Origin of the sequence: Bacillus sp. TH25 (assembly GCF_016650935.1) — a bacterium.
Taxonomy (GTDB): Bacteria; Bacillota; Bacilli; order Bacillales; family Bacillaceae_G; genus Bacillus_A; species Bacillus_A mycoides.
This window is the reverse complement of sequence record NZ_JAEKEU010000036.1, coordinates 199,467-222,254: the sequence shown is the minus strand read 5'-3', so window position 1 is coordinate 222,254 and position 22,788 is coordinate 199,467. Positions and strand designations below refer to the sequence as shown.

General features: G+C 38.6%; 29 protein-coding genes and 1 tRNA gene. 22 read left to right on the top strand and 8 right to left on the bottom strand.

The features are described 5' to 3' along the window. Positions 1-6: 6 nt before the first annotated feature. From JFT89_RS16895 to JFT89_RS16835, 13 genes are all read left to right on the top strand, one after another. On the top strand, positions 7-387 hold the full coding sequence (locus JFT89_RS16895; protein ID WP_002089574.1) for a phage holin family protein: 381 nt from the start codon (positions 7-9) through the stop codon (positions 385-387). 156 nt (positions 388-543) lie between these two features. Continuing rightward, positions 544-1,473 carry an HPr(Ser) kinase/phosphatase gene (gene hprK, locus JFT89_RS16890; protein ID WP_002016091.1) on the top strand — a complete coding sequence of 310 codons (930 nt, stop codon included), beginning with the start codon at positions 544-546 and terminating at the stop codon, positions 1,471-1,473. A 24-nt stretch (positions 1,474-1,497) separates the two neighbouring features. Continuing rightward, positions 1,498-2,310 (top strand): prolipoprotein diacylglyceryl transferase, encoded by an 813-nt coding sequence (lgt, locus tag JFT89_RS16885; RefSeq protein WP_002144893.1) that lies wholly within the window; start codon positions 1,498-1,500, stop codon positions 2,308-2,310. A 66-nt stretch (positions 2,311-2,376) separates the two neighbouring features. Further along, positions 2,377-3,024: a pyrophosphatase PpaX gene (gene ppaX, locus JFT89_RS16880; protein WP_002112826.1), complete on the top strand. Its 648-nt coding sequence runs from the start codon at positions 2,377-2,379 to the stop codon at positions 3,022-3,024. Positions 3,025-3,077: 53 nt separating this feature from the next. Beyond that, positions 3,078-3,584 (top strand): acyltransferase, encoded by a 507-nt coding sequence (locus JFT89_RS16875; RefSeq protein ID WP_002159900.1) that lies wholly within the window; start codon positions 3,078-3,080, stop codon positions 3,582-3,584. A 145-nt stretch (positions 3,585-3,729) separates the two neighbouring features. Next, positions 3,730-5,241, top strand: a complete 1,512-nt coding sequence (locus JFT89_RS16870) for a tetratricopeptide repeat protein (protein ID WP_002159901.1) — start codon at positions 3,730-3,732, stop codon at positions 5,239-5,241. A gap of 84 nt (positions 5,242-5,325) precedes the next feature. Continuing rightward, positions 5,326-6,282, top strand: a complete 957-nt coding sequence (trxB, locus tag JFT89_RS16865; protein WP_016096552.1) for a thioredoxin-disulfide reductase — start codon at positions 5,326-5,328, stop codon at positions 6,280-6,282. 161 nt (positions 6,283-6,443) lie between these two features. Next, positions 6,444-7,250, top strand: a complete 807-nt coding sequence (locus tag JFT89_RS16860) for a DUF368 domain-containing protein (RefSeq protein ID WP_002068336.1) — start codon at positions 6,444-6,446, stop codon at positions 7,248-7,250. A 215-nt stretch (positions 7,251-7,465) separates the two neighbouring features. Next, complete coding sequence (locus JFT89_RS16855; RefSeq protein WP_001190080.1) at positions 7,466-7,924, top strand: NUDIX hydrolase; 459 nt, start codon at positions 7,466-7,468, stop codon at positions 7,922-7,924. 20 nt (positions 7,925-7,944) lie between these two features. Beyond that, on the top strand, positions 7,945-8,826 hold the full coding sequence (gene rapZ / locus JFT89_RS16850; RefSeq protein WP_002016084.1) for an RNase adapter RapZ: 882 nt from the start codon (positions 7,945-7,947) through the stop codon (positions 8,824-8,826). A gap of 3 nt (positions 8,827-8,829) precedes the next feature. Beyond that, positions 8,830-9,783 carry a gluconeogenesis factor YvcK family protein gene (locus tag JFT89_RS16845; RefSeq protein WP_002016083.1) on the top strand — a complete coding sequence of 318 codons (954 nt, stop codon included), beginning with the start codon at positions 8,830-8,832 and terminating at the stop codon, positions 9,781-9,783. Between the two features lie 88 nt (positions 9,784-9,871). Continuing rightward, positions 9,872-10,822, top strand: coding sequence for a DNA-binding protein WhiA (gene whiA, locus JFT89_RS16840; protein ID WP_002016082.1), 951 nt, complete (start codon positions 9,872-9,874; stop codon positions 10,820-10,822). A 23-nt stretch (positions 10,823-10,845) separates the two neighbouring features. Further along, entirely contained in the window at positions 10,846-11,094 is a 249-nt protein-coding gene (locus tag JFT89_RS16835; protein ID WP_002068337.1) for an HPr family phosphocarrier protein, read from the top strand. A gap of 258 nt (positions 11,095-11,352) precedes the next feature. Here JFT89_RS16835 and clpP read toward each other — a convergent pair whose 3' ends face one another. From clpP to JFT89_RS16795, 8 genes are all read right to left on the bottom strand, one after another. Continuing rightward, positions 11,353-11,934, bottom strand: coding sequence for an ATP-dependent Clp endopeptidase proteolytic subunit ClpP (gene clpP, locus JFT89_RS16830; protein ID WP_001049163.1), 582 nt, complete (start codon positions 11,932-11,934; stop codon positions 11,353-11,355). Between the two features lie 240 nt (positions 11,935-12,174). Next, positions 12,175-13,044, bottom strand: a complete 870-nt coding sequence (locus JFT89_RS16825; RefSeq protein ID WP_016096554.1) for a DUF421 domain-containing protein — start codon at positions 13,042-13,044, stop codon at positions 12,175-12,177. A 20-nt stretch (positions 13,045-13,064) separates the two neighbouring features. Then, positions 13,065-13,271 carry a DUF1657 domain-containing protein gene (locus JFT89_RS16820; protein WP_000215909.1) on the bottom strand — a complete coding sequence of 69 codons (207 nt, stop codon included), beginning with the start codon at positions 13,269-13,271 and terminating at the stop codon, positions 13,065-13,067. A gap of 9 nt (positions 13,272-13,280) precedes the next feature. Continuing rightward, positions 13,281-13,631 carry a stage V sporulation protein AE gene (gene spoVAE / locus JFT89_RS16815; protein ID WP_000575919.1) on the bottom strand — a complete coding sequence of 117 codons (351 nt, stop codon included), beginning with the start codon at positions 13,629-13,631 and terminating at the stop codon, positions 13,281-13,283. Next, positions 13,628-14,644 (bottom strand): stage V sporulation protein AD, encoded by a 1,017-nt coding sequence (spoVAD, locus tag JFT89_RS16810; protein WP_002068161.1) that lies wholly within the window; start codon positions 14,642-14,644, stop codon positions 13,628-13,630. The genes spoVAE and spoVAD overlap by 4 nt, the downstream gene beginning before the upstream one ends. Then, positions 14,645-15,121 (bottom strand): stage V sporulation protein AC, encoded by a 477-nt coding sequence (gene spoVAC / locus JFT89_RS16805; protein WP_002034730.1) that lies wholly within the window; start codon positions 15,119-15,121, stop codon positions 14,645-14,647. A 28-nt stretch (positions 15,122-15,149) separates the two neighbouring features. Beyond that, complete coding sequence (locus JFT89_RS16800; RefSeq protein WP_002139164.1) at positions 15,150-15,638, bottom strand: YhcN/YlaJ family sporulation lipoprotein; 489 nt, start codon at positions 15,636-15,638, stop codon at positions 15,150-15,152. 107 nt (positions 15,639-15,745) lie between these two features. Then, complete coding sequence (locus JFT89_RS16795; protein WP_000216167.1) at positions 15,746-15,952, bottom strand: DUF1657 domain-containing protein; 207 nt, start codon at positions 15,950-15,952, stop codon at positions 15,746-15,748. A 205-nt stretch (positions 15,953-16,157) separates the two neighbouring features. Here JFT89_RS16795 and JFT89_RS16790 point away from each other — a divergent pair, with 205 nt between their 5' ends. The 9 genes from JFT89_RS16790 to gap all read left to right on the top strand — a co-directional run bounded on the left by JFT89_RS16790 (position 16,158) and on the right by gap (position 22,688). Next, positions 16,158-16,940 carry a YxeA family protein gene (locus JFT89_RS16790; RefSeq protein WP_002068166.1) on the top strand — a complete coding sequence of 261 codons (783 nt, stop codon included), beginning with the start codon at positions 16,158-16,160 and terminating at the stop codon, positions 16,938-16,940. Between the two features lie 78 nt (positions 16,941-17,018). Further along, positions 17,019-17,318 carry a hypothetical protein gene (locus JFT89_RS16785; RefSeq protein WP_016096555.1) on the top strand — a complete coding sequence of 100 codons (300 nt, stop codon included), beginning with the start codon at positions 17,019-17,021 and terminating at the stop codon, positions 17,316-17,318. 475 nt (positions 17,319-17,793) lie between these two features. Beyond that, complete coding sequence (locus JFT89_RS16780; RefSeq protein WP_080001784.1) at positions 17,794-18,000, top strand: hypothetical protein; 207 nt, start codon at positions 17,794-17,796, stop codon at positions 17,998-18,000. Positions 18,001-18,033: 33 nt separating this feature from the next. Continuing rightward, positions 18,034-18,234 carry a hypothetical protein gene (locus JFT89_RS16775; protein ID WP_002068171.1) on the top strand — a complete coding sequence of 67 codons (201 nt, stop codon included), beginning with the start codon at positions 18,034-18,036 and terminating at the stop codon, positions 18,232-18,234. A gap of 362 nt (positions 18,235-18,596) precedes the next feature. Further along, positions 18,597-18,672: transfer RNA gene (locus JFT89_RS16770), tRNA-Arg, on the top strand. Positions 18,673-18,930: 258 nt separating this feature from the next. Then, entirely contained in the window at positions 18,931-20,238 is a 1,308-nt protein-coding gene (gene rpoN / locus JFT89_RS16765; RefSeq protein ID WP_002068173.1) for an RNA polymerase factor sigma-54, read from the top strand. 9 nt (positions 20,239-20,247) lie between these two features. Further along, positions 20,248-20,493 (top strand): glutaredoxin family protein, encoded by a 246-nt coding sequence (locus JFT89_RS16760; RefSeq protein ID WP_002144911.1) that lies wholly within the window; start codon positions 20,248-20,250, stop codon positions 20,491-20,493. Between the two features lie 135 nt (positions 20,494-20,628). Beyond that, a complete protein-coding gene (gene cggR, locus JFT89_RS16755) occupies positions 20,629-21,657 on the top strand; it encodes a gapA transcriptional regulator CggR (RefSeq protein WP_002089545.1) in 1,029 nt (342 codons plus the stop codon). Between the two features lie 26 nt (positions 21,658-21,683). Beyond that, positions 21,684-22,688, top strand: a complete 1,005-nt coding sequence (gene gap / locus JFT89_RS16750) for a type I glyceraldehyde-3-phosphate dehydrogenase (RefSeq protein ID WP_002016071.1) — start codon at positions 21,684-21,686, stop codon at positions 22,686-22,688. Positions 22,689-22,788 lie beyond the last annotated feature (100 nt).

Here is a 22,788-nt window from a genome sequence, read left to right as displayed (position 1 = left end):
AAGGAAATGAGATGGATTGTATCACTTCTTGTAAATAGCGTTGTGTTAATCGCTGTATCCGGACTTTTAAAAGGGGTTGCACCAGACGCATTTTACATAGCAAATATACAAACTGCAATTATTGCGAGTATTATATTGGCGATTTTAAACGTATTTGTAAAGCCGCTTTTAATTTTAATTACGCTACCAATTACTCTTGTAACTTTCGGTTTCTTCTTAATTGTTATTAATGCGATTACGTTAAAGATGACGGATTCATTATTAGGGGACGCCTTTAATATATCTGGATTTGGTGTAGCGATTGTTGCGGCAATTTGTATTTCGATTTTTAATATGATAATTGAAAAAGTAATTGTTGAACCATTACATGAAAAAAAGAGAAAATGACAAAAAGAAAAACATTTCATGATTCATATGAAATGTTTTTTTCTATTTATTAGAAACCGAGTTTCTTGTTTCCAGAAAAAAATGGTACAATATCCGATAGAATGGAATTTTACATCAAATGAGACTGAACCCGCAGCGGAGTGGAGGTTTATACATATGCCGAAAGTAAGGACAAAAGATTTAATTGAACAATTTCAATTGGAGTTAGTAAGTGGTGAAGAAGGGATTCATCGTCCGATTGATACGAGTGATTTATCACGACCTGGAATTGAAATGGCAGGATTTTTTACATATTATCCAGCTGATCGCGTGCAGCTTCTTGGAAAAACGGAGCTTACGTTCTTTGATACGTTAACGACAGAGCAAAAGCAAGAGAGAATGAAAGCGCTTTGTACTGAAGAGACGCCTTGTATTATTGTAACTCGTAATCAAGATGTACCGGATGAGTTATTACAAGCATCACGTGAATCAGGCGTGCCTTTATTACGTTCTGCTCAAACGACGACGAGATTATCAAGTCGTTTAACAAACTACTTAGAAGGTAAGTTAGCGCCAACAACAGCTGTTCATGGTGTGTTAGTAGATATTTATGGCGTTGGTGTTTTAATTACAGGTCAAAGTGGTGTCGGGAAAAGTGAGACAGCACTTGAACTTGTAAAGCGTGGTCACCGCCTTGTTGCGGATGATAGCGTAGAAATTCGTCAAGAAGATGAAGACACATTAGTAGGAAGCTCACCTGATTTAATTGAGCACTTATTAGAAATTCGTGGTCTAGGTATCATTAACGTAATGACGTTATTTGGTGCAGGGGCAGTAAGAAATTATAAACGTATTACGCTTGTTATTAATCTTGAAATTTGGGATCAAAAGAAAAATTATGATCGCTTAGGTCTTGATGAAGAGAAGATGAAGATTATTGATACAGAACTTACGAAGATTACACTTCCAGTTCGTCCTGGTCGAAACTTGGCTGTTATTATTGAAGTAGCAGCGATGAACTTCAGATTGAAACGTATGGGAGTCAATGCGGCACAGCAGTTCTCTGAACGATTAATGAGTGCGATTGAGTTAGGAAATCAAGAGTAGACTCTGGAGAGGGAGGTCATACATATGCTGTTAGGTTCTGTACCACAGCTTGACCGTGTAGCAGTCCAACTCGGACCGTTCCCTGTTTATTGGTATGGGGTTATTATCGGTACAGGTGTGCTATTAGGTCTTTGGCTAGCAACTCGCGAGGGAGAAAGGCTTGGTATTCACAAAGATACATTTATCGATCTTGTATTAATCGCAGTACCAATTGCGATTCTTTTTGCGAGAATGTATTATGTCATTTTTGAATGGGAATATTATTCGCAAAATCCGAGTCAAATTATTAATATTCGTCAAGGTGGTTTGGCGATTCATGGTGGTTTAATCGGGGCTGTTATTACAGGAATCCTTTTTGCGAAACGACGCGGGCTTTCATTCTGGAAGTTAGCGGATATTGCTGCGCCGAGTATTTTATTAGGACAAGCAATTGGCCGATGGGGAAACTTCATGAACCAAGAGGCGCATGGTGATGAAGTGACGAGACAGTTTTTAGAAGGTCTTCATTTACCGGATTTCATTATTAATCAAATGTACATTGATGGTGTGTATTATCACCCAACGTTTTTATATGAATCATTATGGAACTTTGCAGGTGTTATTTTACTACTCGCGTTACGAAAAGTGAACTTACGCCGTGGTGAATTATTCTTCACATATTTAATTTGGTATTCAGTCGGACGCTTCTTCGTAGAAGGTTTGCGCACAGATAGTTTAATGTTAGGACCACTTCGTATTGCACAAGTAATGTCTATTGGAATTGTTGTTATTTCTATCATTTTCATTATTGTGAGACGAAAAATGGGGCAAGCTGATAAAAGATATTTAGAAAATTAGAGAAAAGTAGCATCTTATATAAGATGCTGCTTCTTTCATATTCAGGTAATGAAAGGATTAAGGACGATGAAAATAAATACAGTGTTATTTGATTTAGATGGAACGTTAATTAATACAAATGAACTTATTATCTCTTCTTTTTTACATACGTTAAATCACTATTATTCTAATCAGTATAAGCGTGAAGATGTATTGCCATTTATCGGTCCATCTTTGCATGACACTTTTAGTAAGATTGATGCAAGCAAGGTTGAAGAGATGATTACATGTTATCGCCAATTTAATCATGAGCATCATGATGAATTAGTGGAAGAATATGAAACTGTATATGAAACGGTTCAAGAATTGAAGAAGCAAGGTTATAAAATCGGCATCGTTACAACGAAAGCGAGACAGACGGTTGAAATGGGATTAAAGCTTTCAAAACTTGATCAGTTTTTTGATGTTGTCGTGACGATTGATGATGTGGAACATGTGAAACCACATCCAGAACCACTTCAAAAAGCACTCGAATTATTAGATGCAAAGCCAGAAGAAACATTGATGGTTGGTGATAATCATCATGATATCGTCGGTGGACAAAATGCAGGTACGAAAACAGTAGCGGTTTCATGGACATTGAAAGGTAGAGCGTATTTAGAAGCGTATAAACCAGATTATGTGCTAGATAAAATGAGTGATTTACTACCGATTTTGTCCCGCATTAACGGGTAGTAAGATTCCTACCGGTTAAAGTGTCACTTTATATAAGTAGAGGAGAGAGTTCAGTGCGACGGACAACGCGCTATCCTGTTTCAGGAGAAAATTCATTGTGGAATGTGTATAAAACAGTTTCTTTTTGGAAGGTAATGAAAAACTTTATTATCATCCAAATCGCACGTTACACGCCATTTTTATCCGTGAAGAATTGGTTATATCGCACGTTTTTACGGATGGAAGTAGGAAAGAAAACGTCGTTTGCACTTATGGTAATGCCAGATATTATGTTTCCAGAAAAGATTACTGTGGGAGACAATTCAATTATCGGCTATAATACAACGCTTTTAGCGCATGAATATTTAATTCGTGAGTATCGACTCGGAGAAATCGTCATAGGGAATGAAGTTATGATCGGAGCGAATACGACAGTTTTACCAGGTGTGACGATTGGAGATGGTGCTATCGTTTCTGCTGGCACACTTGTCCATAAAGATGTACCAGGCGGCGCTTTCGTAGGCGGAAATCCGATGCGTATTATTTATACGAAAGAGGAAATGCCTACTAGAGAAGGTTGATGTTAAAAATGTAACATTTCTCTTCTCTTTTTATGAATAAAAAGGAAATATTTGATTATAATATACTGTTTTGTTTTTTACGGAATCGTTTATACTTATAGATAGAAGAATGTGTGAGCGAAGAAAACAAAAAACTGGAGGATATATGGGGAAAAATCAAAGAATATATAAGGAGAGCGGACAAGTTATCTCTTTTAATCAATTAGCGGACTTCTTTTATAAAAAAGGGATGAGGGCTTATAAAGGGCAAAAATTGCAAGATGCAATTAAATATTTTCGAAGAGCGTCACAAAGCGAGAAGGAGCCATTTATTTTATGCCAACTAGCAATAGCATTATCTGAATCTGGTGAATATCAAGAGTCGAATCAGATATTTCTAAAGCTTGTTAGATCCAATCCTGAACTTGAGCAATGCTATTATTTTATTTCAAATAATTATGCATATATGGGCTTGTTTCAACAGGCGAAGAAGTATGCAGAGCGATATTTAGAAGTTGCGGAAGAGAAGGAATTCGTAGAAGATACATTAGAATTGCTTGAGATTATGGAAGAAGAAGCAATGGGTGCGGAAGAGATCGAGGATGAAGATGAGCTAATTGTTATGCAGGAAGAAGCGAACCGCTACATTCGTAACGGACAATTAGAAGAGGCGATTGCTACACTAGAAGTTGTTACGAAAGAATATCCAGAATTTTGGTCGGGCCATAATAATTTAGCGATTGCACATTTTCAATCAGGTAATGTAGATCAAGCGCTTAAGTTAACAGAAATGATCTTAGAGAAAAGTCCTGGTAATATGCATGCGCTTTGTAATACGCTTATTTTTCTATATTCAATTGGAGAGCATAAGCAAGTAGAGTCATTAGCAGGGCAGTTAGTTTCGGTATATCCAATTTCATTTGAGCATCGTTTGAAACTTGGAACAACGCTTGCAACAATTGGTCATTTTGAACCTGCATATAAATGGTTCAAAGTATTAAAGCGTCAAGGATACGAAGGAGACGTTAGTTTTTATTACTGGTTTGCATACTCTGCGTATATGGTGAAGGAACAGCAAGTAGCTGAAAAAATGTGGCAACATGTTGTAGAATTGCATCCTGATAAAAAAGGAAAAGAACCGTGGAATGCACTGAATTTAGCAGATGAAGGACAAAATCTTTTATTTGAAGAGTTACGAAAATCATTTCAGAAAAGTACGACGCTAGAAGAGAAAATGCTAGCTTTATATTTAATGAATGAATTGTCAACACCAGAGAAGGTTGGGTTCTTCTTTGATGTAACGCAAGCGAAAAATGGTGTTCCAATCGTATCGCAACTTGCAAAATATTTCTTTTTACTTAATAGTCATAAAAGCATCCCAGCTGATTTACAGCAATTTGAACAGTGCGTACGAATCGCGGATGCATTATACAATTATACGAAAAAAGACGATGAATTAATCGAAGAGTGTTTAAATTTTTGGTTTTGTACGTTCATACGTTTATATACATCTGGAGCGACTTTTACAAATGTGTACGGTTGGTCAGCGGCAATTGAATATATTGTGCGCGGCGAACAAAGAAATAAGATGACACAGGCAGAGCTTGGTGATGTATATAATGTATCTGTAGCGACTGTACGAAAGTATGTGCAAGCTGTTAAGCGCACGCACACGTAGGGTAGGCAAATCATTGGGAAAAAAATGATGCTAACAGTATAATGAGGGTAACTTAATGTGTATGAATGAATGGGAGTGAATAGTGTGTCAGAAGAAAAAATTTATGATGTCATTATTATTGGTGCAGGACCAGCTGGTATGACAGCTGCGGTATATACATCTCGTGCGAATTTAAGCACACTGATGCTTGAACGTGGTATTCCAGGTGGACAAATGGCAAATACAGAAGATGTAGAGAACTATCCAGGTTATGAGTCTATTTTAGGACCAGACTTATCAAATAAAATGTTTGAGCATGCGAAGAAATTTGGTGCTGAATATGCATACGGTGATGTGAAAGCAATCATCGATGCTAAAGAGTACAAAACAATTATTGCTGGCAAAAAAGAATATAAAGCACGTGCAATTATCGTTGCAAGCGGTGCAGAGTATAAAAAAATTGGTGTGCCAGGTGAAACAGAACTTGGCGGCCGCGGTGTATCGTATTGTGCAGTATGTGATGGTGCATTCTTTAAAGGGAAAGAACTTGTTGTTATTGGCGGCGGAGATTCTGCTGTTGAAGAGGGTGTGTTCTTAACACGCTTCGCATCAAAAGTAACAATCGTTCACCGTCGTGACACTCTTCGTGCACAGAAAATTTTACAAGATCGTGCTTTCCAAAATGAGAAAGTAGATTTCATTTGGAATCACACTATAAAAGAAATTAACGATGCAAATGGTAAAGTAGGAAGCGTAACACTTGTAGATGTAAACAGCGGAGAAGAACAAGAAGTTAAAACTGACGGCGTTTTCATATACATCGGTATGCTACCACTATCAAAACCGTTTGTTGAGTTAGGTATTACAAACGAAAATGGTTATGTTGAAACGAACGAGCGTATGGAAACGAAAGTTCCTGGTATTTTCGCAGCTGGTGATGTTCGTGAAAAAATGCTTCGTCAAATTGTAACTGCAACAGGTGATGGTAGTATTGCAGCACAAAGTGCACAGCATTATATAGAAGAGTTAGTAGAAGAATTAAAAACTGTAACAGAAAAATAAGGGGTAATATACCTTTTGAGAAGAAAGCTACCGATAGGAGCTTTCTTTTTTTTGTGGAAATGTCAAAGTTTTGTCAAAAACAATTAGGATTATAAGATTTCTTATTGATATACTGGAATTTACGGAAAAAATCACTATAAGAAATGAGGAATTTATTCAGTATGGAATGGCGTAATATATATCGTGGATTTTGTATGGGCGTTAGTGATTTAATTCCTGGTGTGAGCGGCGGAACAATCGCTGTTGTGTTAGGGATTTATGAACAATTGCTCGCAGCAATTAGCGGATTCTTTAGCCGTGAATGGAAAAAACATTTAGCGTTTTTAATCCCACTTGCAGCTGGTGTAGCGGCAGCTTTTCTAACGTTAAGTCACGTTATTAAATATTTATTAGCAAATCATTATGAACCGACTCAATTTTTCTTCCTCGGTTTAATTATTAGTATATTACCGATGTTAATGAGAGAAGCTGATGCAAAGGCAACGTTTAAAGGTAGTCATATTGCCTTATTAATAATTGCAGCAATTCTTGTTGCAATAACAGCATTCTTTAAACCAGATAAGGCAGCTGATCCGATTACGACGTTAACAATTTTAAATGCAATTGGTTTGTTTTTCGCAGGATGGATGGCTAGTATGGCTATGCTTCTTCCTGGAATTAGTGGATCGTTTATTTTATTAATTATTGGTGTGTATCCAACAGCAATTAACGCTTTAACTACACTCAATTTACCGTTAATCCTGGTTATTGGTGCCGGCGTGATGGCCGGATTTGTTGTAAGTAGTAAAGGAATTAGTTATTTGTTAGATCGTTATAAAAGTATGACATTTGCGGCAATTATTGGGCTCGTTATCGGGTCGATTGTCATTGTGTTCCCTGGTATTCCGACTGGTGGAATTTCAATTGTAAGTTCAATTATTACTTTTATTTTAGGATTTGCGGTTGTTACTTATTTCGGTAAGAAATAAGTGTTTTAATCCCCTTAACGATAAAAATCGTTAAGGGGATTTTTATGTACTGTTCATGGGAAGTAAGGTATTTTGATTGCTTGTTATAGAAAGAATTTTTACAATTACTTAGCGAAAGGGGACTGGCACCTTCGTTGTAGCAAACTGTTTTTGATAGTATAATGAAATGAGTATGCAGTGAGAAATTTTGCTGCAAGTAGCTGAGGTGAAGAAACATGCAAAGAGTGACAAACTGTGTGTTAATTAGAGATAATGAAGTACTCTTACTCCAAAAACCTCGCCGGAATTGGTGGGTTGCACCGGGCGGGAAAATGGAGCGTGGTGAGACAGTAAGAGATTCCGTTGTTCGCGAGTATCGTGAAGAAACAGGTATTTATTTAAAGAATCCAGCATTAAAAGGGGTCTTCACTTTTGTCATCCAAGAAGGTGATAAAGTTGTTTCTGAATGGATGATGTTCTCCTTTTTAGCAACAGATTTTGCAGGAGAAAACAAATTAGAGAGCGAAGAAGGCATCATTGGTTGGCATACATTTGATAAAATTGATGATTTAGCAATGGCACCAGGAGATTATCACATTATTGATTATTTAATTAAAGGGAATGGTATAATCTACGGTACATTTGTATATACCCCAGATTTTGAGTTGCTTTCATATCGATTAGATCCGAGTTAAACCTGCAAGGAGAGGATACGATGACAGAGAATAATGATATAAAAATGGTAATTATTACAGGGATGTCTGGAGCTGGAAAGACGGTAGCGTTACAAAGTTTCGAAGATTTAGGATATTTTTGTGTAGATAATTTACCACCGATGTTATTGCCGAAGTTTATTGAACTTATGGCAGATTCAAAAGGTAAAATGAATAAAGTGGCACTCGGTATTGATTTACGTGGCCGAGAGTTTTTTGAATATTTATGGGGAGCGCTTGATGATTTATCAGAACGTACATGGATTATTCCTCATATTTTATTTTTAGATGCGAAAGATAGCACACTTGTAACTCGTTATAAAGAAACGAGACGTTCGCATCCACTTGCGCCAACTGGCTTGCCGTTAAAGGGAATTGAAGCTGAGCGTGGTCTCTTAACTGATATGAAGGCACGAGCGAATATTGTGCTTGATACATCTGATTTGAAACCGAAAGAATTACGAGAAAAAATTGTTCACTTATTCTCAACAGAAACTGAGCAAGCATTTCGTGTAAATGTTATGTCATTTGGATTTAAGTACGGAATTCCAATTGATGCTGATTTAGTATTTGATGTTCGTTTTTTACCAAATCCATATTATATTCCACATATGAAGCCATTAACAGGACTGGATGAAGAAGTTTCGTCGTATGTGTTGAAATTTAATGAAACGCATAAGTTTTTAGAGAAATTGACGGATCTTATCACTTTCATGCTGCCTCATTATAAAAGAGAAGGTAAGAGTCAACTTGTAATTGCGATTGGATGTACAGGTGGGCAACATCGTTCTGTTACGCTTACAGAGTACCTTGGGAAACATTTGAAACCAGAGTATAGCGTTCATGTATCTCATCGTGATGTGGAGAAGAGAAAGGGCCATTAAGGGATGAAAAAAGAGAGAAAACCTAAAATTGTCATCATGGGAGGTGGAACTGGACTTTCTGTTTTATTAAGGGGATTAAAACAATATCCTGTTGATATTACAGCAGTTGTAACAGTAGCCGACGATGGAGGCAGTTCAGGTAGACTACGTGATGAGCTAGAAATTCCACCTCCAGGTGATATTCGTAACGTACTTGTTGCGTTATCGGATGTAGAACCATTAGTGGAGGCTTTATTTCAGCACCGTTTTACAACTGGAGACGGACTGAAAGGGCATGCGTTAGGAAATTTACTATTGGCAGGTATGACTTCGATTACAGGAGACTTTTACCACGCGATTACGGAAACGAGTAAAGTATTAAATGTCAGAGGACGTGTATTACCAGCAGCGAATCAGAGTGCGGTACTTCATGCAGAATTAGAAGATGGAGAAATTGTAACAGGTGAATCAAAGATTCCTCATTTCGGGAAGAAGATTAATCGTGTCTTTTTAACTCCAGAAGATGTAGAACCGTTATGTGAAACGTTGACGGAAATTAAACGAGCTGATTTGCTTGTTTTCGGTCCAGGAAGTCTGTACACAAGTATATTACCGAATTTAGTTGTTAACAAAATTGGAGACGCTGTTCTTGCTGCAAAAGCGAAGAAGGTATATGTATGTAATGTTATGACGCAAGCGGGCGAAACGAAGGGTTATACTGCGTTTGATCATGTGCAGGCGTTACATGATCATTTAGGTAAACCATTTATCGACACTGCGATTGTAAATAATCGTGATATTCCTCGTGAATTACGTAAGTTATATGAGGAAGAGATGTCGGAACCAGTGGCACTGGATACAAATCGTTTTGCTGAACATAATATCGAAATCATCCAAGATCGATTAGCGAAATATGATGATCGTGTTGTAAGACATGATACATTAAAGTTAGCTTCTATTTTATATTCATTGTTATAAATGTGCGTTGCCTCATTTGAGGTAACGCTCCTCATTCATATAGGACAAGATTTTTGTTCCAAAGTAATAGTATAAGGAGGTGTTGACTGTGTCATTTGCATCAGAAACAAAGAAAGAGTTGACCAACCTTGAAATGAAGGAATGCTGCGAGAAATCAGAATTATCGGCGTTGCTTCGAATGAACGGATCGCTTTCTTTTTCAAACCGTCGCCTATCTATCGATATTCAAACGGAAAATGCAGCAATTGCAAGAAGGATTTATACGCTTTTGAAAAAAGGATATGATGTGACGGTAGAATTACTTGTTCGTAAAAAAATGCGATTGAAGAAAAATAATGTATATATCGTACGGCTTGTTGAGAAGTCTCGCGAAATATTAGCAGATCTTCACATTGTTCGAGATGACTTTTCGTTTATTCGAAATATATCGCAGGAATTAATCGAGAAGAAATGTTGTAAACGATCGTATTTACGCGGTGCATTTTTAGCAGGTGGTTCAGTAAATAACCCAGAAACATCATCTTATCATTTAGAGATCTTTTCGTTATATAAGGAACATAATGATTCTATATGTGAACTGATGAACGGATTTGATTTAAATAGTAAGACGTTGGAAAGAAGAAAAGGGTACATTACGTATTTGAAAGAAGCTGAAAAAATTACAGAGTTTTTAAATATTATAGGTGCTCATAATGCACTTTTAAGATTTGAAGATATTCGAATTGTTCGCGATATGCGTAATTCAGTAAATCGTTTAGTTAACTGCGAAACAGCTAATTTAAATAAAACAATTGGTGCAGCGCTAAGGCAAATTGAGAACATCCGCTATATTGATGAGACGGTTGGGCTTGATATTTTGCCAGATAAATTAAGAGAAATTGCACAGTTACGAAGAGATTATCAAGATGTAACATTGAAAGAGTTAGGTGAGATGGTATCCGGGGGGAAAATTAGTAAATCGGGTATTAACCATCGTTTGCGTAAAATCGATGAAATTGCAGAGAAATTACGCGCGGGGGAAACAGTAGCAAAAAAATAAAAGGTTAAAGGGGAAATGGAGCTGTGGTTCAAAAACTGGTTAAAGTGGCATTAAAAAACGGCTTACAAGCACGTCCGGCTGCGTTGTTTGTACAAGAGGCAAATCGCTTTCATGCGGATATCTTCATTGAGAAAGATGGAAAGACAGTGAATGCAAAGAGCATAATGGGGATTATGAGCTTAGCAATCGGAACTGGTAGCATGATTACAATCACAACAGAAGGTTCAGATGCAGAAGAGGCTTTGGAAGCATTAGCTGCATATGTACAATAAAGGGTTATCGCGAATGTGCGATAGCTTTTTTTATTTTTCTGTTTGTGGGGTGCGTGGAGTTCGATTGGTGGGGGATGTAGACGAAAGTGCATAATAAAAAAGCGCCCTGTGTATAGGGCGCTTCCGCTTTTAGTTATATCTAGCTCCGGCGGCTAGAATCTCCGGTCGTTTCGCCCCTTCATTCGAGGCAAAAAGCGCCTCGGAATCAGGGGCTCCATCGCCCTGCGATTCTGAACGAGCCGCTTCCGCTTTTAGTTATTAACGATTTGTAAAGATCTTATCGATTAAGCCGTATTCTAGAGCTCTTTCTGCTGTCATGAAGTTGTCGCGGTCTGTGTCGCGTTGTAGAACTTCAAGTGGTTGACCTGTGCGGTCAGCAAGAATTTGGTTTAATTTTTCACGTAAGAATAGGATACGTTTTGCAGCGATTTCGATTTCAGTCGCTTGACCTTGTGCTCCGCCAAGTGGTTGGTGAATCATAACTTCACTGTTTGGAAGTGCGTAACGTTTTCCTTTTTCACCTGCTGCAAGTAAGAATGCACCCATAGATGCAGCCATACCGATACAGATTGTTGATACTTGTGGTTTAATAAACTGCATTGTATCGTAAATTGCCATACCAGCTGTGATAGAACCACCAGGGCTGTTGATGTAAATGTGAATATCTTTTTCTGGATCTTGAGATTCCAAGAATAAAAGCTGGGAAACGATTGAGTTTGCTACGTTGTCATCAATTGCGCTACCAAGCATAATGATGCGATCCTTTAATAGTCGAGAGTAAATATCGTAAGCGCGTTCTCCACGATTTGTTTGTTCAATTACTGTAGGAATTAAATTCATCTGTTATTTCCTCCTTTAAAAGCTTTCTTAGTCTTATAATACAATTATGGTCAATGAAGGTCAAACGAAACCACTTTAAATCAAAAAATATGTAGTTGTATCATGATTTATTCGCTATGTTTTTAAAATTCCCTGCTTATGTATCTTCAACATCATAACCGAATTACATAAATTTAAACGTGATTAATGGTGTGGAAAAGGCAAAAGAACGCCTTTTGTATAGAAGCGTTCTTTCATTTTTTATTCTTTTAACAGATAGGTTACTTTATTTAAGATTTTCTCGATTTGTTTTGCGTTTTTACTATACATATCACTCGCTGATTTTGATTTCGTTTCTAAAGAGAATAATTCAAGATCAGCATTGCATTTCTTTAAGGATGCTAATAATAAAGGTTTGTTTTGAGGAGAAGGCATTTGGAGTTTGTCATTATAAATGTCGATAGTAAGTTGTCCGTATGAGTCAACTTGACCGAGAAAGACATTTTCAATGACAACGCCGAGTTTTTCTAATTCTGAATGTAGCCAAGCTCGGTTATGCCCGCTTGATGACAGAGGTTCATCTAGTACATTTCCATCCATAATAACAGTTTGTGGTTCCTTCTCGTTTGGTACTTTTAAGCCTACGTCTTTTGCTGTAAGTGGTTGGCGATCTTTCTTTAATAATACATTTAATTCACCGCTCGGTTCTAGTACTGCAAATTCAACATCAGCTACGCTGAACGCATCTTTTCCTCGGAGTAGTTCAAGTAATTCGTCACTTGTATATTTTTCTTTCTTTAAGTTATCTTCGAGTATTTTTCCATCTTTTATTAATACGGTAGATTTCCCTTCAAAGAAGTCCCGAGCTGTTTTGTTCTTTAAGGAGAGGATTCCTGTGAAAAAAGGTACCACAGCGAAAATGAGTATCGCAAAGACGCCGTGGAAAAATTTTGAATCGAGCCCTGTAGATACTTGGGCAGCGATGTCACCGATTGTCATTCCGGCTATGTATTCAAAAAAGGAGAGCTGAGAGATTTGTCTTTTCCCTAACCATTTCGTAATAGCGAATAAAATGATTAATATGAATACAGAGCGAAGAATAACGAGTGTCCATTCGGGCAGGTGAGACATAGTCATTTCCTCCAGTCTACTTAAAACCCTTTATATTGAGGTTCTTCACGTTCTAATACTGAAATTCTATCCTTTAAATCAGCGATGACGCTGTCCATTTCTAACATACATTCATGAAATACGCGTTTTGATTCTTCGTCTTGTGAATTTAATGAAAGGGAGCTTAAACTTGCTTGAGCGCCCCTTACACTGGCAAGGCAGGTTTTAACGCTAGCGATAACTGTCATACGAACACCTTATCCTTTCGGTTTGAATAGCAATGCTCCAATGAAGCCGAAAATAATGGCAGCTGATACACCAGCACTCGTTACTTTAAACATGCCGGTAATAACGCCGACGATGCCATGTTTGGCTGCTTCCTCCATCGCGCCATGAACGAGGGCATTACCGAAACTTGTAATAGGTACAGTTGCGCCAGCGCCTGCAAAGTCTATTAATGGTTCATACAGATTGAATCCATCTAATATAGCTCCAGCAACAACGAGTGTTGCCATCGTATGAGCGGGGGTTAGTTTGCCGACATCAAACATAAGCTGTCCGATTACGCATATGAGTCCACCAATGACGAAAGCCCAGAAAAAAATCATCGCGTTGCACCTCCAAATTCAATCGAAACAGCGTGAGCGATACACGGAATCGTTTCTTCTTGTTGGAATGTAAGTGGAGATAGTAAAGCGCCTGTCGCAACGACAAGTATTTTTTTGAATTCTCCTCTTTTCATTCGGTTTAATAAATGTCCGTATACGACTGTTGCTGAACAGCCTGGACCACTTCCACCAGCTATGACAGGTTGACCTTCTCTATAAATGATGATTCCGCAATCTTGAAATTGCTCGCTCTTTACCTTTGTTCCATGTTTATGTAGTAGGTCGTAAGCAATTTCGCGACCGACATGTCCAAGGTCACCTGTTACGATTAAGTCGTAATAAGAGGCGTCAATTTGTCGTTCGCGTAAATGAGCTTCAATCGTATCGACAGCAGCTGGGGCCATCGCACCACCCATATTAAAAGGATCTGTTAGTCCCATATCAATAACTCGTCCAATGGTGGCCGATGTTACTTGTGGACCATATCCAGTGTCGCTTAAAATAGCCGCGCCTGCACCGGTCACTGTCCACTGAGCCGTAGGAGGTTTTTGACCGCCATACTCAGTTGGATAGCGGAATTGTTTTTCTACCGCAGCGTTATGACTTGATGCCCCAGTTAATAAATACTTTGCGCCTTTTGCATTTACGATACTTGCGCCGAGTGCTAAGCCTTCCATAGAGGTAGAACAAGCGCCGAATAAACCGAGATAAGGTGTTCCGAGTGTGCGGCATGCAAAGCTCGTTGGAGTTATTTGGTTAATTAAATCCCCTGCGAGTACGAATTGAATATCGTCTTTACGGAGCTTTGCCTTTTCGGTAGCGCGGCTACAAGCTTCTTCAAATAAAATTTTATGCGCCTTTTCGTAAGAATCTTGTCCGAGCCATAAATCTTCATGCAGGGTATCGAAGTCTTCAGGGATTTTTCCATTTGCCTCAAATGGGCCACCGACTACACCTGTTGAGATGATAACTGGTTTGTTTTCGAATACCCATGTTCGGTGTCCTTGTAACATTTACAGCCCTCCCCATTGAAAGAGAATCGTTTTAATAAGTGCGATGACGAAAGCGGAAAATACGCCAAATAAGATGACCGATCCTGCTAGTTTAAACATGTTACCACCAACGCCGAGAACGAACCCTTCTGTACGGTGTTCAATACACGCGGCAATAACAGAGTTACCAAATCCAGTAACGGGAACTGCGGTACCAGCACCAGCAAATTGTCCGAGGCGATCGTAGACGCCAAATCCCGTCAGTAGCATGGAGATAAAAATAAGAGTTGCAACAGTAGGGTTCCCGGCAGAGCGTTCAGTGAAATCAAAATAGGTAATATAAAAGGTGGAAATCAGTTGGCCTATTAGACAAATTAATCCCCCGACGAAAAAAGCTTTTATACAATTTTTTAAAACGGGGCGCTTCGGTTCGCGCTGTTGTTCGAATTTTTTATATTCTTGTTGTACAGGTGTTAAATTTTTATCTTTACTAGACATTTGAATCCTTCCTTCTCTTTTAGAAAGCTTAAATATTAGATCCCATTTCTGATTGAATGAGTTTTAACTGTTCTTTAATGCCATCCTTACTCACTTTCTTTTTCTTAATTTTGTTTTCAAGTTCTTCTATGAGCATAAAGATCTTTTTGTCTGTACTTACACGAATATCGAAAGTAGGGTTTTCATCACTTAGCTTCTTTTTTAATTTACTTCGTAAAGGTTTTAAACCAAATCTTTCGTGATGTTCAGGTTTGATGGCTATGTAAAGATCTAAATTTGTATTAACTGCGGTAGCTTCTATAATTCCCTCCATAGCAAGGGCTTTTTTCTTAGCGTCTTGCGATATAGATTGATTAAAGGATTCTGTACTCATTTTTGTTAACTTAGGGCCCTTTTTCTCATCTGTTCGCTTAGCTTCTTCTTTCTTTACTTTTTTATCTAACGGGCTATTATCACATCCGGTAAGTGAACCGAATAGGAGCATAAATAACGCGGTTATGATTCCAAGTTTTCGCATTATAATCATTCCATTTCTATTGCAGTATGTAATGTGAGAGAAAAAGGATGATTGCATATCATCCTTTTTCTCAAATTGTGTACCATTAGATGAAATGGTACTTTCGGTTATTGCTGTGTGTATTGTGGTTCTTCTTGCTGGACTTCTTCAACACGCGGGTTTAAAGAATCGATAATTGTTTGTGTTTGCTGCGCAGCTGTTTGGAAAAGTTGCTTTGCTTGTTGGTTATCCGTATCAAGAGCGAATCCCTCTAAGCTAGCTTGTGCACTTTTTAATCCAGAAACAGTTTGCTTTAATTTTGTAATTACAGTCATTGAATGAAGCCCCCTTTGGAATATCAATTCAAAGATTATAATTTGTGAGTTGGGGTGAATTTATGATTGGAAAATTAAGGTGTGCTACATGTGTAGGTTACAATTTTGTAATGAATATATAAGAATAAGCGATAGTGGAAAAAACCTTTTTCTCCTAGAATAAAGAACGCAAAGCAAGTTAAAAGGATATGTTAAGGAGAGAAAAATGAAGAAATTATTATTAGGTTTAATTGGAACTTTTATATTAGTTATTGGTGTAGCAAGCTTTTCTCATAATGAGGTGACTGATAGATATAATCCGATTGTGAAAGAAGACTTTGTATATGTAAAAGCGAAAGAGTCTGGCCGACTATCCACAGTTGGAGAGGTAGCTGGAGACTATAAACTTACTGGTTATTACGCTTCGGGTGAAGGAAGAGATGTTAAGTTTTATGCGCCGCGTGGACTTAGAGAAGGAGCAGCGGAAAGAGATCTATACAAAGAGCCGTCGAAGGTCGATAAGAATAAAGAAACGATCTTTAATGCAAAACTGAAAGAGTTAAAAGGTCGCGTATTATTCGCAGCCAATCCGACACGAGCGGCAGAATTCTTAGAACAAATGGTACAAGCTGCGGATCATCCGACGTTAGCGCGATCCATTCAAGACGAGTTCTTTACTTTAGGACAAGCGGTATTACAAAGCGCAGGCGGCAGCGTAGAAGCGTCACACAAGGTTCGCCAAGCGCTAGGAAATACGCATAATAAATTAGTTCGTGCTACTCAGGTCGAAGGAGCGGGCGAAGCATTCGAAGTATTACAAATGATCGAATCTATCGAAAATGGTGCATTCGTAAATACTGCGAAGTTTGAGGCGGCGTTTGGTGAGTTCTCAAAGAATCTAGTCGAATACGCGAACGACACGGAAACATATAAGAACGTGCATCGCGATCGCATTCTACAAGTACAGACGGAACATGCGGACATGACGGGCGCACTTATTACTGAGTAGCACGAGAGATCAGGGCGGCGAGGTCTACGGGCTTCGCTACGCCTCGTTATAAAATGACAAAAAGGAGATGGCGAAGAAATGGCACATACCACATCATGGAGAAAAGAAAGCGGGTACGATAACGAGACGAAAATTAAACAGGAAAATCCGAACGTCGTTACTAGGAGAATGTGCGAGATTGACGCATCTAGGACGAGAGGGCAACTTGCTCGTAATTTATCGGAGCTGATCGGCGAGGCTCGCAGCAAGTACGGAAACAACTTTATTTTAGTTAACGAAGGCAGCGAAGATGATCCGAATTGGAAGATCGTACACCAACTGGTGGCAAAGGGATCGGCAGGAATAAAGGAGGAAGATATATTTGATCGTTGGCTATAGGTCGGCGAAACTCTTTTGAGCGGTCAAATGATCGCTACTATAACGAAAAAGATGCGATAAGATGGCGAAGATCAGCGCGAAGGAAAGGGCAGCAGCGACAAAAGAGACAACGCAGTCACGATCGGGCATGGTAATGTCTAGGCATAGTCAGCCCACGGGAAATGCGGAAATGAAGAAGGCGGCGCCGATCGTAATCCACGGCAGGGCGATGGCACGAAACATCGTAGGATAATGGCGAAGTGGCAGCGAAGTCTAGAGCGATCAAGGGGGAGATAGGTTTGGCGGAGATTGGCGGGAATTTCTCGCCTGTCTTTCTTTTTGTAGGATATATGCGAAAAGTGCGATACCGAGAATGACGGCACTCTATATATCTTAGGCGACGAAACTGTCAAGGAAGAAGAAGTCGTTAAGGCGTTAGCTAAAACGAAATAATCGAAAATGATCGGCTAGGGCTTCGGCTCTAGTCGCTTTTTTTATGCGTAAACGATATAGATTGGTAACGAATGGAATCGCATCATTTAGCGTAACTGGCGTCGGATCATTCACATTCAAAGAAAATAATGTTTCTAATGCGATTGGGCAGCCGTTATCGGAACCTATCCTCGACAGTGTGTTACAATTAATCGAAGCGGAAAGCGAGGATCTCCAATTGACTGGACGTGTGATTGGTTGGACAGTTTAAGAAGGTTGTATAAAAAAGGGAGATGGCGCAAAGATGGCGAAAGCAAAAGAGAGTGATTTAACGGAGAAATTGGCAGAAGGTCAACGAAAATATGGTGACGGCAACTTTACAATACAGAACATCGGTGATGAAACTAACCCAAATTGGACTGTCGTAAAAAATGTGAGGAAGGGATCAGCAGGCATTAGTGAAGAGGAAGATATATTAAGACTGCGATCAAAATATATAAAATAGTGCGGAAATGGGCGGGAATCACTTCGCCTGTCTTTCTTTTTGTAGACTATATGCGGAAAGTGCGATACCGAGAGGTGCAATTCCAGTCGATTAAATTTAATGTGATGAACAGGTATGCGCCTATATGCGTTCTATTGCGATTTAATTAGATTAAGAGGGGGAACGAAAGAAGGAAAACTGCGTGCTAGAGCTAGTGTAGACGAGATTTTTATGCTTGCGCATTAGGTTAGCGTCAGGATATAATATCCATATGTAAAGAAGCGAACGTCTACGTGTTGGTGTTCGTATCCTACGTTTAACTTTCGGTAAGAACAAATCGGAAGAAGACGGAGGCAAACCGTTGATATTATCGTAATAATCATGCGCCCATAGCTCAGTCGGATAGAGCGGTGGTTTCCGGTACCACGTCTGCCGGGGGTTCGAATCCCTCTGGGCGCGTCAAAAAGTCCTAACTTACGTTTTGTAGGTTAGGACTTTTTTATTTCCCTCTTGTTATATCTAGTTATAAGATTTACTATTAGTATGTGGTAATAACTTTTACGTGTTATTATTTTCTTTCAATATTATTCAAATTTCGGTTGTAAGTTGTAAATCTCATTAATACATATAAATTAATAATATTTTGGAATGGGTGTCTGCGTGAGGATTCTCCTTTTACCAAACTTATTGTACAATAGAAACAAGGGGGAGATTAGTTTGAAGGCAAGTCTTTTACAAGAACAAAGCTTACGTTTGGCAATGACACAAGAGTTAAGGCAAGCGATTACAATGCTCCAGTATAATGTACAAGAATTATCGGAGTTTTTATATGAGCAATCGTTAGAGAATCCCCTTATTGAGTTAGGTGGTTTCGAGAGGGAGAAGAAAAAGAGCTCTAACACAAGTAAAAGTACCGGCAAACAAGTCGAGAATCAAATGGAAATCTACAGTGTGGATTCTACAACGATTCAGCAACATTTATTAAATCAACTACAGTATTATAAAATAGATGAAGAAGAGCGAAAAGCAGCTTCTTTCATTATTATGAACATGGATGGGAATGGCTATTTACAAGAAACTAATGAAGAGTTATCAGAGCTTCTTTCTGCGCCAATTGATGTAGTGGACTGTTCCGTGGAGCTTGTTCAATCGTTAGAGCCAGCAGGGGTAGGTGCGCGTAATATTCAGGAATGTCTATCAATCCAATTGAAGCGCTTACAAAGAAGAAATGGGTTAGCGGAAGAAATTATAGATGATCATTTTAATTATTTCGTTAAGAAAGATTGGCGAAAGCTCGTTCAAGTGTTGAAGTGTACCAACGAGGAATTACAGGATGCGGTGAACTGTATTACATCATTGCAGCCGAAACCAGGTCTTGCATTTTCTTCTGATAAACCACTTTATATCGTGCCTGATATGGCGGTAAAAAAAGATGGCGATCATCTCGTTTTACAGATGAATGAGAGAAATATGCCAAGAATTGAAATTCACTCTGAGTATAGTGCGTTACTAAATAATAGTGAAAGTGAAGTGGCTTCTTACGTATCGGAGAAGTATCAGCATGTGCAATGGATTATGCGCAGTTTGAAACAGAGAAAACAAACACTCTTACAAGTGATGAATATTATTATGGAAAAACAGCATGATTTCTTCTGGGGAGGTCCAGAGTATTTAAAACCACTTGCTTTAAAAGAGGTGGCGGAAGAGTTAGGTGTGCATGAGTCTACAATTAGTCGTGCAACGCGTAATAAATATGTACAAACGCCGCACGGTTTATTTGAGATGAAATCGTTCTTTAGTAATTCTATTTCTACGACGGAAGATGAGGCGGTTTCTACAAAGCGTGTGAAACAATTCATTCAAACGCTTGTTGGAGCAGAAAATAAGAAAAAGCCACTTTCGGATCAAAAGATTTCAAAATTATTAGAAGAAGAGCATGAAATCGTTATTTCTCGCAGAACGGTTGCGAAATATAGAGAACAAATGCATATTCCTGCTTCGTCTCTAAGAAAAACAATTGGATAGGTGAAGAAGATGAAGGTTGTACTATATACAAAAAAAGATTGTGGTCTTTGCGTGAAGGCCAAACAAATTTTAAAGGAAGTACAATGTGAATATTCTTTTCAAATTGAGGAAATAGATATATATGAAGATAATGACCTTTTAGAGAAATACCATCTAATGATTCCTGTTGTAGAAATAGGCGGAAGACAAGTAGAATATGGTAACATTCACAAAGGTGTCATAATAAACTATATAAACAATGCAGTTAAGAGTTGAATAAGTTTCTGTCTCCTGTTACAATAATACACGTAGCAGGGATTATTTTTTTAACCTAAGTGGGACGGAAAATGTCACTACGGGACATAAAGTGACCATGAAGGGAAATGAACCGATGCAGTGAGGAGAAAAGATATGCGCTCATGGATTCAGAACACAAAAAAATTATTACCTGATCTGCTACCTGTTATGCAAACGAGAATGCAAGTGCTTCAGTACATTAGGCTTATGCAGCCGATTGGAAGAAGAAACTTATCTGCAAGTCTCGGTATGACAGAACGAGTATTGCGAAGTGAAGTTCAAGTTTTGAAAGAACAAAACTTAGTTCACGTCGCTTCTTCTGGAATGACTTTGACAGAAGAAGGAACAGCTTTAGTTCTTGCTTTGGAAGACTTTATGAAAGAAATTTCCGGGTTAAAGGTTTTAGAAAAACAACTTAAGGAAACATTAGACTTGGATGAAGTTTTCGTTGTCCCTGGTGATAGTGATGAATCACCTTGGGTCAAACTGGAGATGGGCCGTGCTTGTGTGACTTGTATAAAAGACCGTCTGACAGTGAATAATATCGTTGCTGTGGCTGGAGGAACTACGCTAGCTGCTGCTGCGGACATGATGCAACTTGATTGCAAAGATTTACATATGCTATTTGTCCCAGCACGTGGTGGAATTGGAGAAGGTGTCGAGTTAGAAGCCAATACCATTTGCGCCAAAATGGCACAAAATACGATGAGTAATTATCGCTTATTGTATGTTCCAGATCACGTTAGTAGCGAAGCATATGCGTCTATTGTAACAGAGCCCTCCGTGAAAGAAGTTCTTGAGTTGATTCGATCTTCCAATATCGTCATTCATGGAATTGGTGATGCGTTAACAATGGCACGTCGCAGAAATACTTCAGAAGCAGATTGGTTAAAGATTCAGGCAAGCGAAGCAGTTGGCGAAGCTTTCGGTTACTACTTTAATGAACAAGGAAATGTTGTTCATAAAGTAAGAACAGTTGGTATGCAACTTGAAGATTTACAACATGTATCTCACGTTGTTGCAGTCGCTGGAGGTTCTTCAAAGGCAAAGGCAATACAGGCTGTAATAAAGCAAGGGCACACTTCAATTCTAATTACAGATGAAGGTGCAGCAAAACAATTAACAAAGGGTATTACCCTTTAATATAATCCCCCAAGGAGGAAATTTAAATGACTAAAATTGGTATTAATGGATTTGGACGTATCGGACGTAACGTATTCCGCGCAGCTCTTAACAACTCTGAGGTAGAAGTAGTAGCAATCAACGACTTAACAGATGCTAAAACATTAGCTCACCTTTTAAAATATGATACAGTTCACGGAACTTTAAATGCAGAAGTATCTGCTAACGAAAACAGCATCGTTGTTAACGGTAAAGAAATTAAAGTTATCGCTGAGCGTGACCCAGCTCAATTACCATGGAGCGACTACGGAGTAGAAGTAGTAGTAGAATCTACTGGCCGTTTCACTAAAAAATCAGACGCTGAGAAACACTTAGGTGGATCAGTTAAGAAAGTTATCATCTCAGCTCCAGCTTCTGACGAAGATATCACTGTAGTTATGGGTGTTAACCACGAACAATACGATGCAGCTAACCACAACGTAGTATCTAATGCTTCTTGTACTACAAACTGTCTAGCTCCATTCGCTAAAGTATTAAACGAAAAATTCGGCGTAAAACGCGGAATGATGACAACAATTCACTCTTACACTAACGACCAACAAATCTTAGACTTACCACATAAAGATTTACGTCGTGCTCGTGCAGCAGCTGAAAACATGATCCCAACATCTACTGGTGCTGCTAAAGCTGTAGCATTAGTATTACCAGAACTTAAAGGTAAATTAAACGGCGGCGCTGTACGTGTTCCAACTGCTAACGTTTCTCTTGTTGACTTAGTTGTTGAACTTGACAAAGAAGTAACAGTTGAAGATGTAAACGCAGCATTCAAAGCAGCTTCTGAAGGCGAATTAAAAGGTATCCTTGGATACAGCGAAGAGCCATTAGTATCTATCGACTATAACGGATGTACAGCTTCTTCTACAATCGATGCATTATCTACAATGGTAATGGAAGGTAACATGGTTAAAGTACTTTCTTGGTACGATAACGAAACTGGTTACTCTAACCGCGTAGTAGACCTAGCTGCATACATGACTTCTAAAGGTCTTTAATTCTTAAGTATATAAGCAATCAATGACAAAACGAGGGAGAGGGTTTGTTCCCTCTCTCTCTTCTTTCGTTTTAGAAGCAAATGTGTTAAGCTTTTGAATG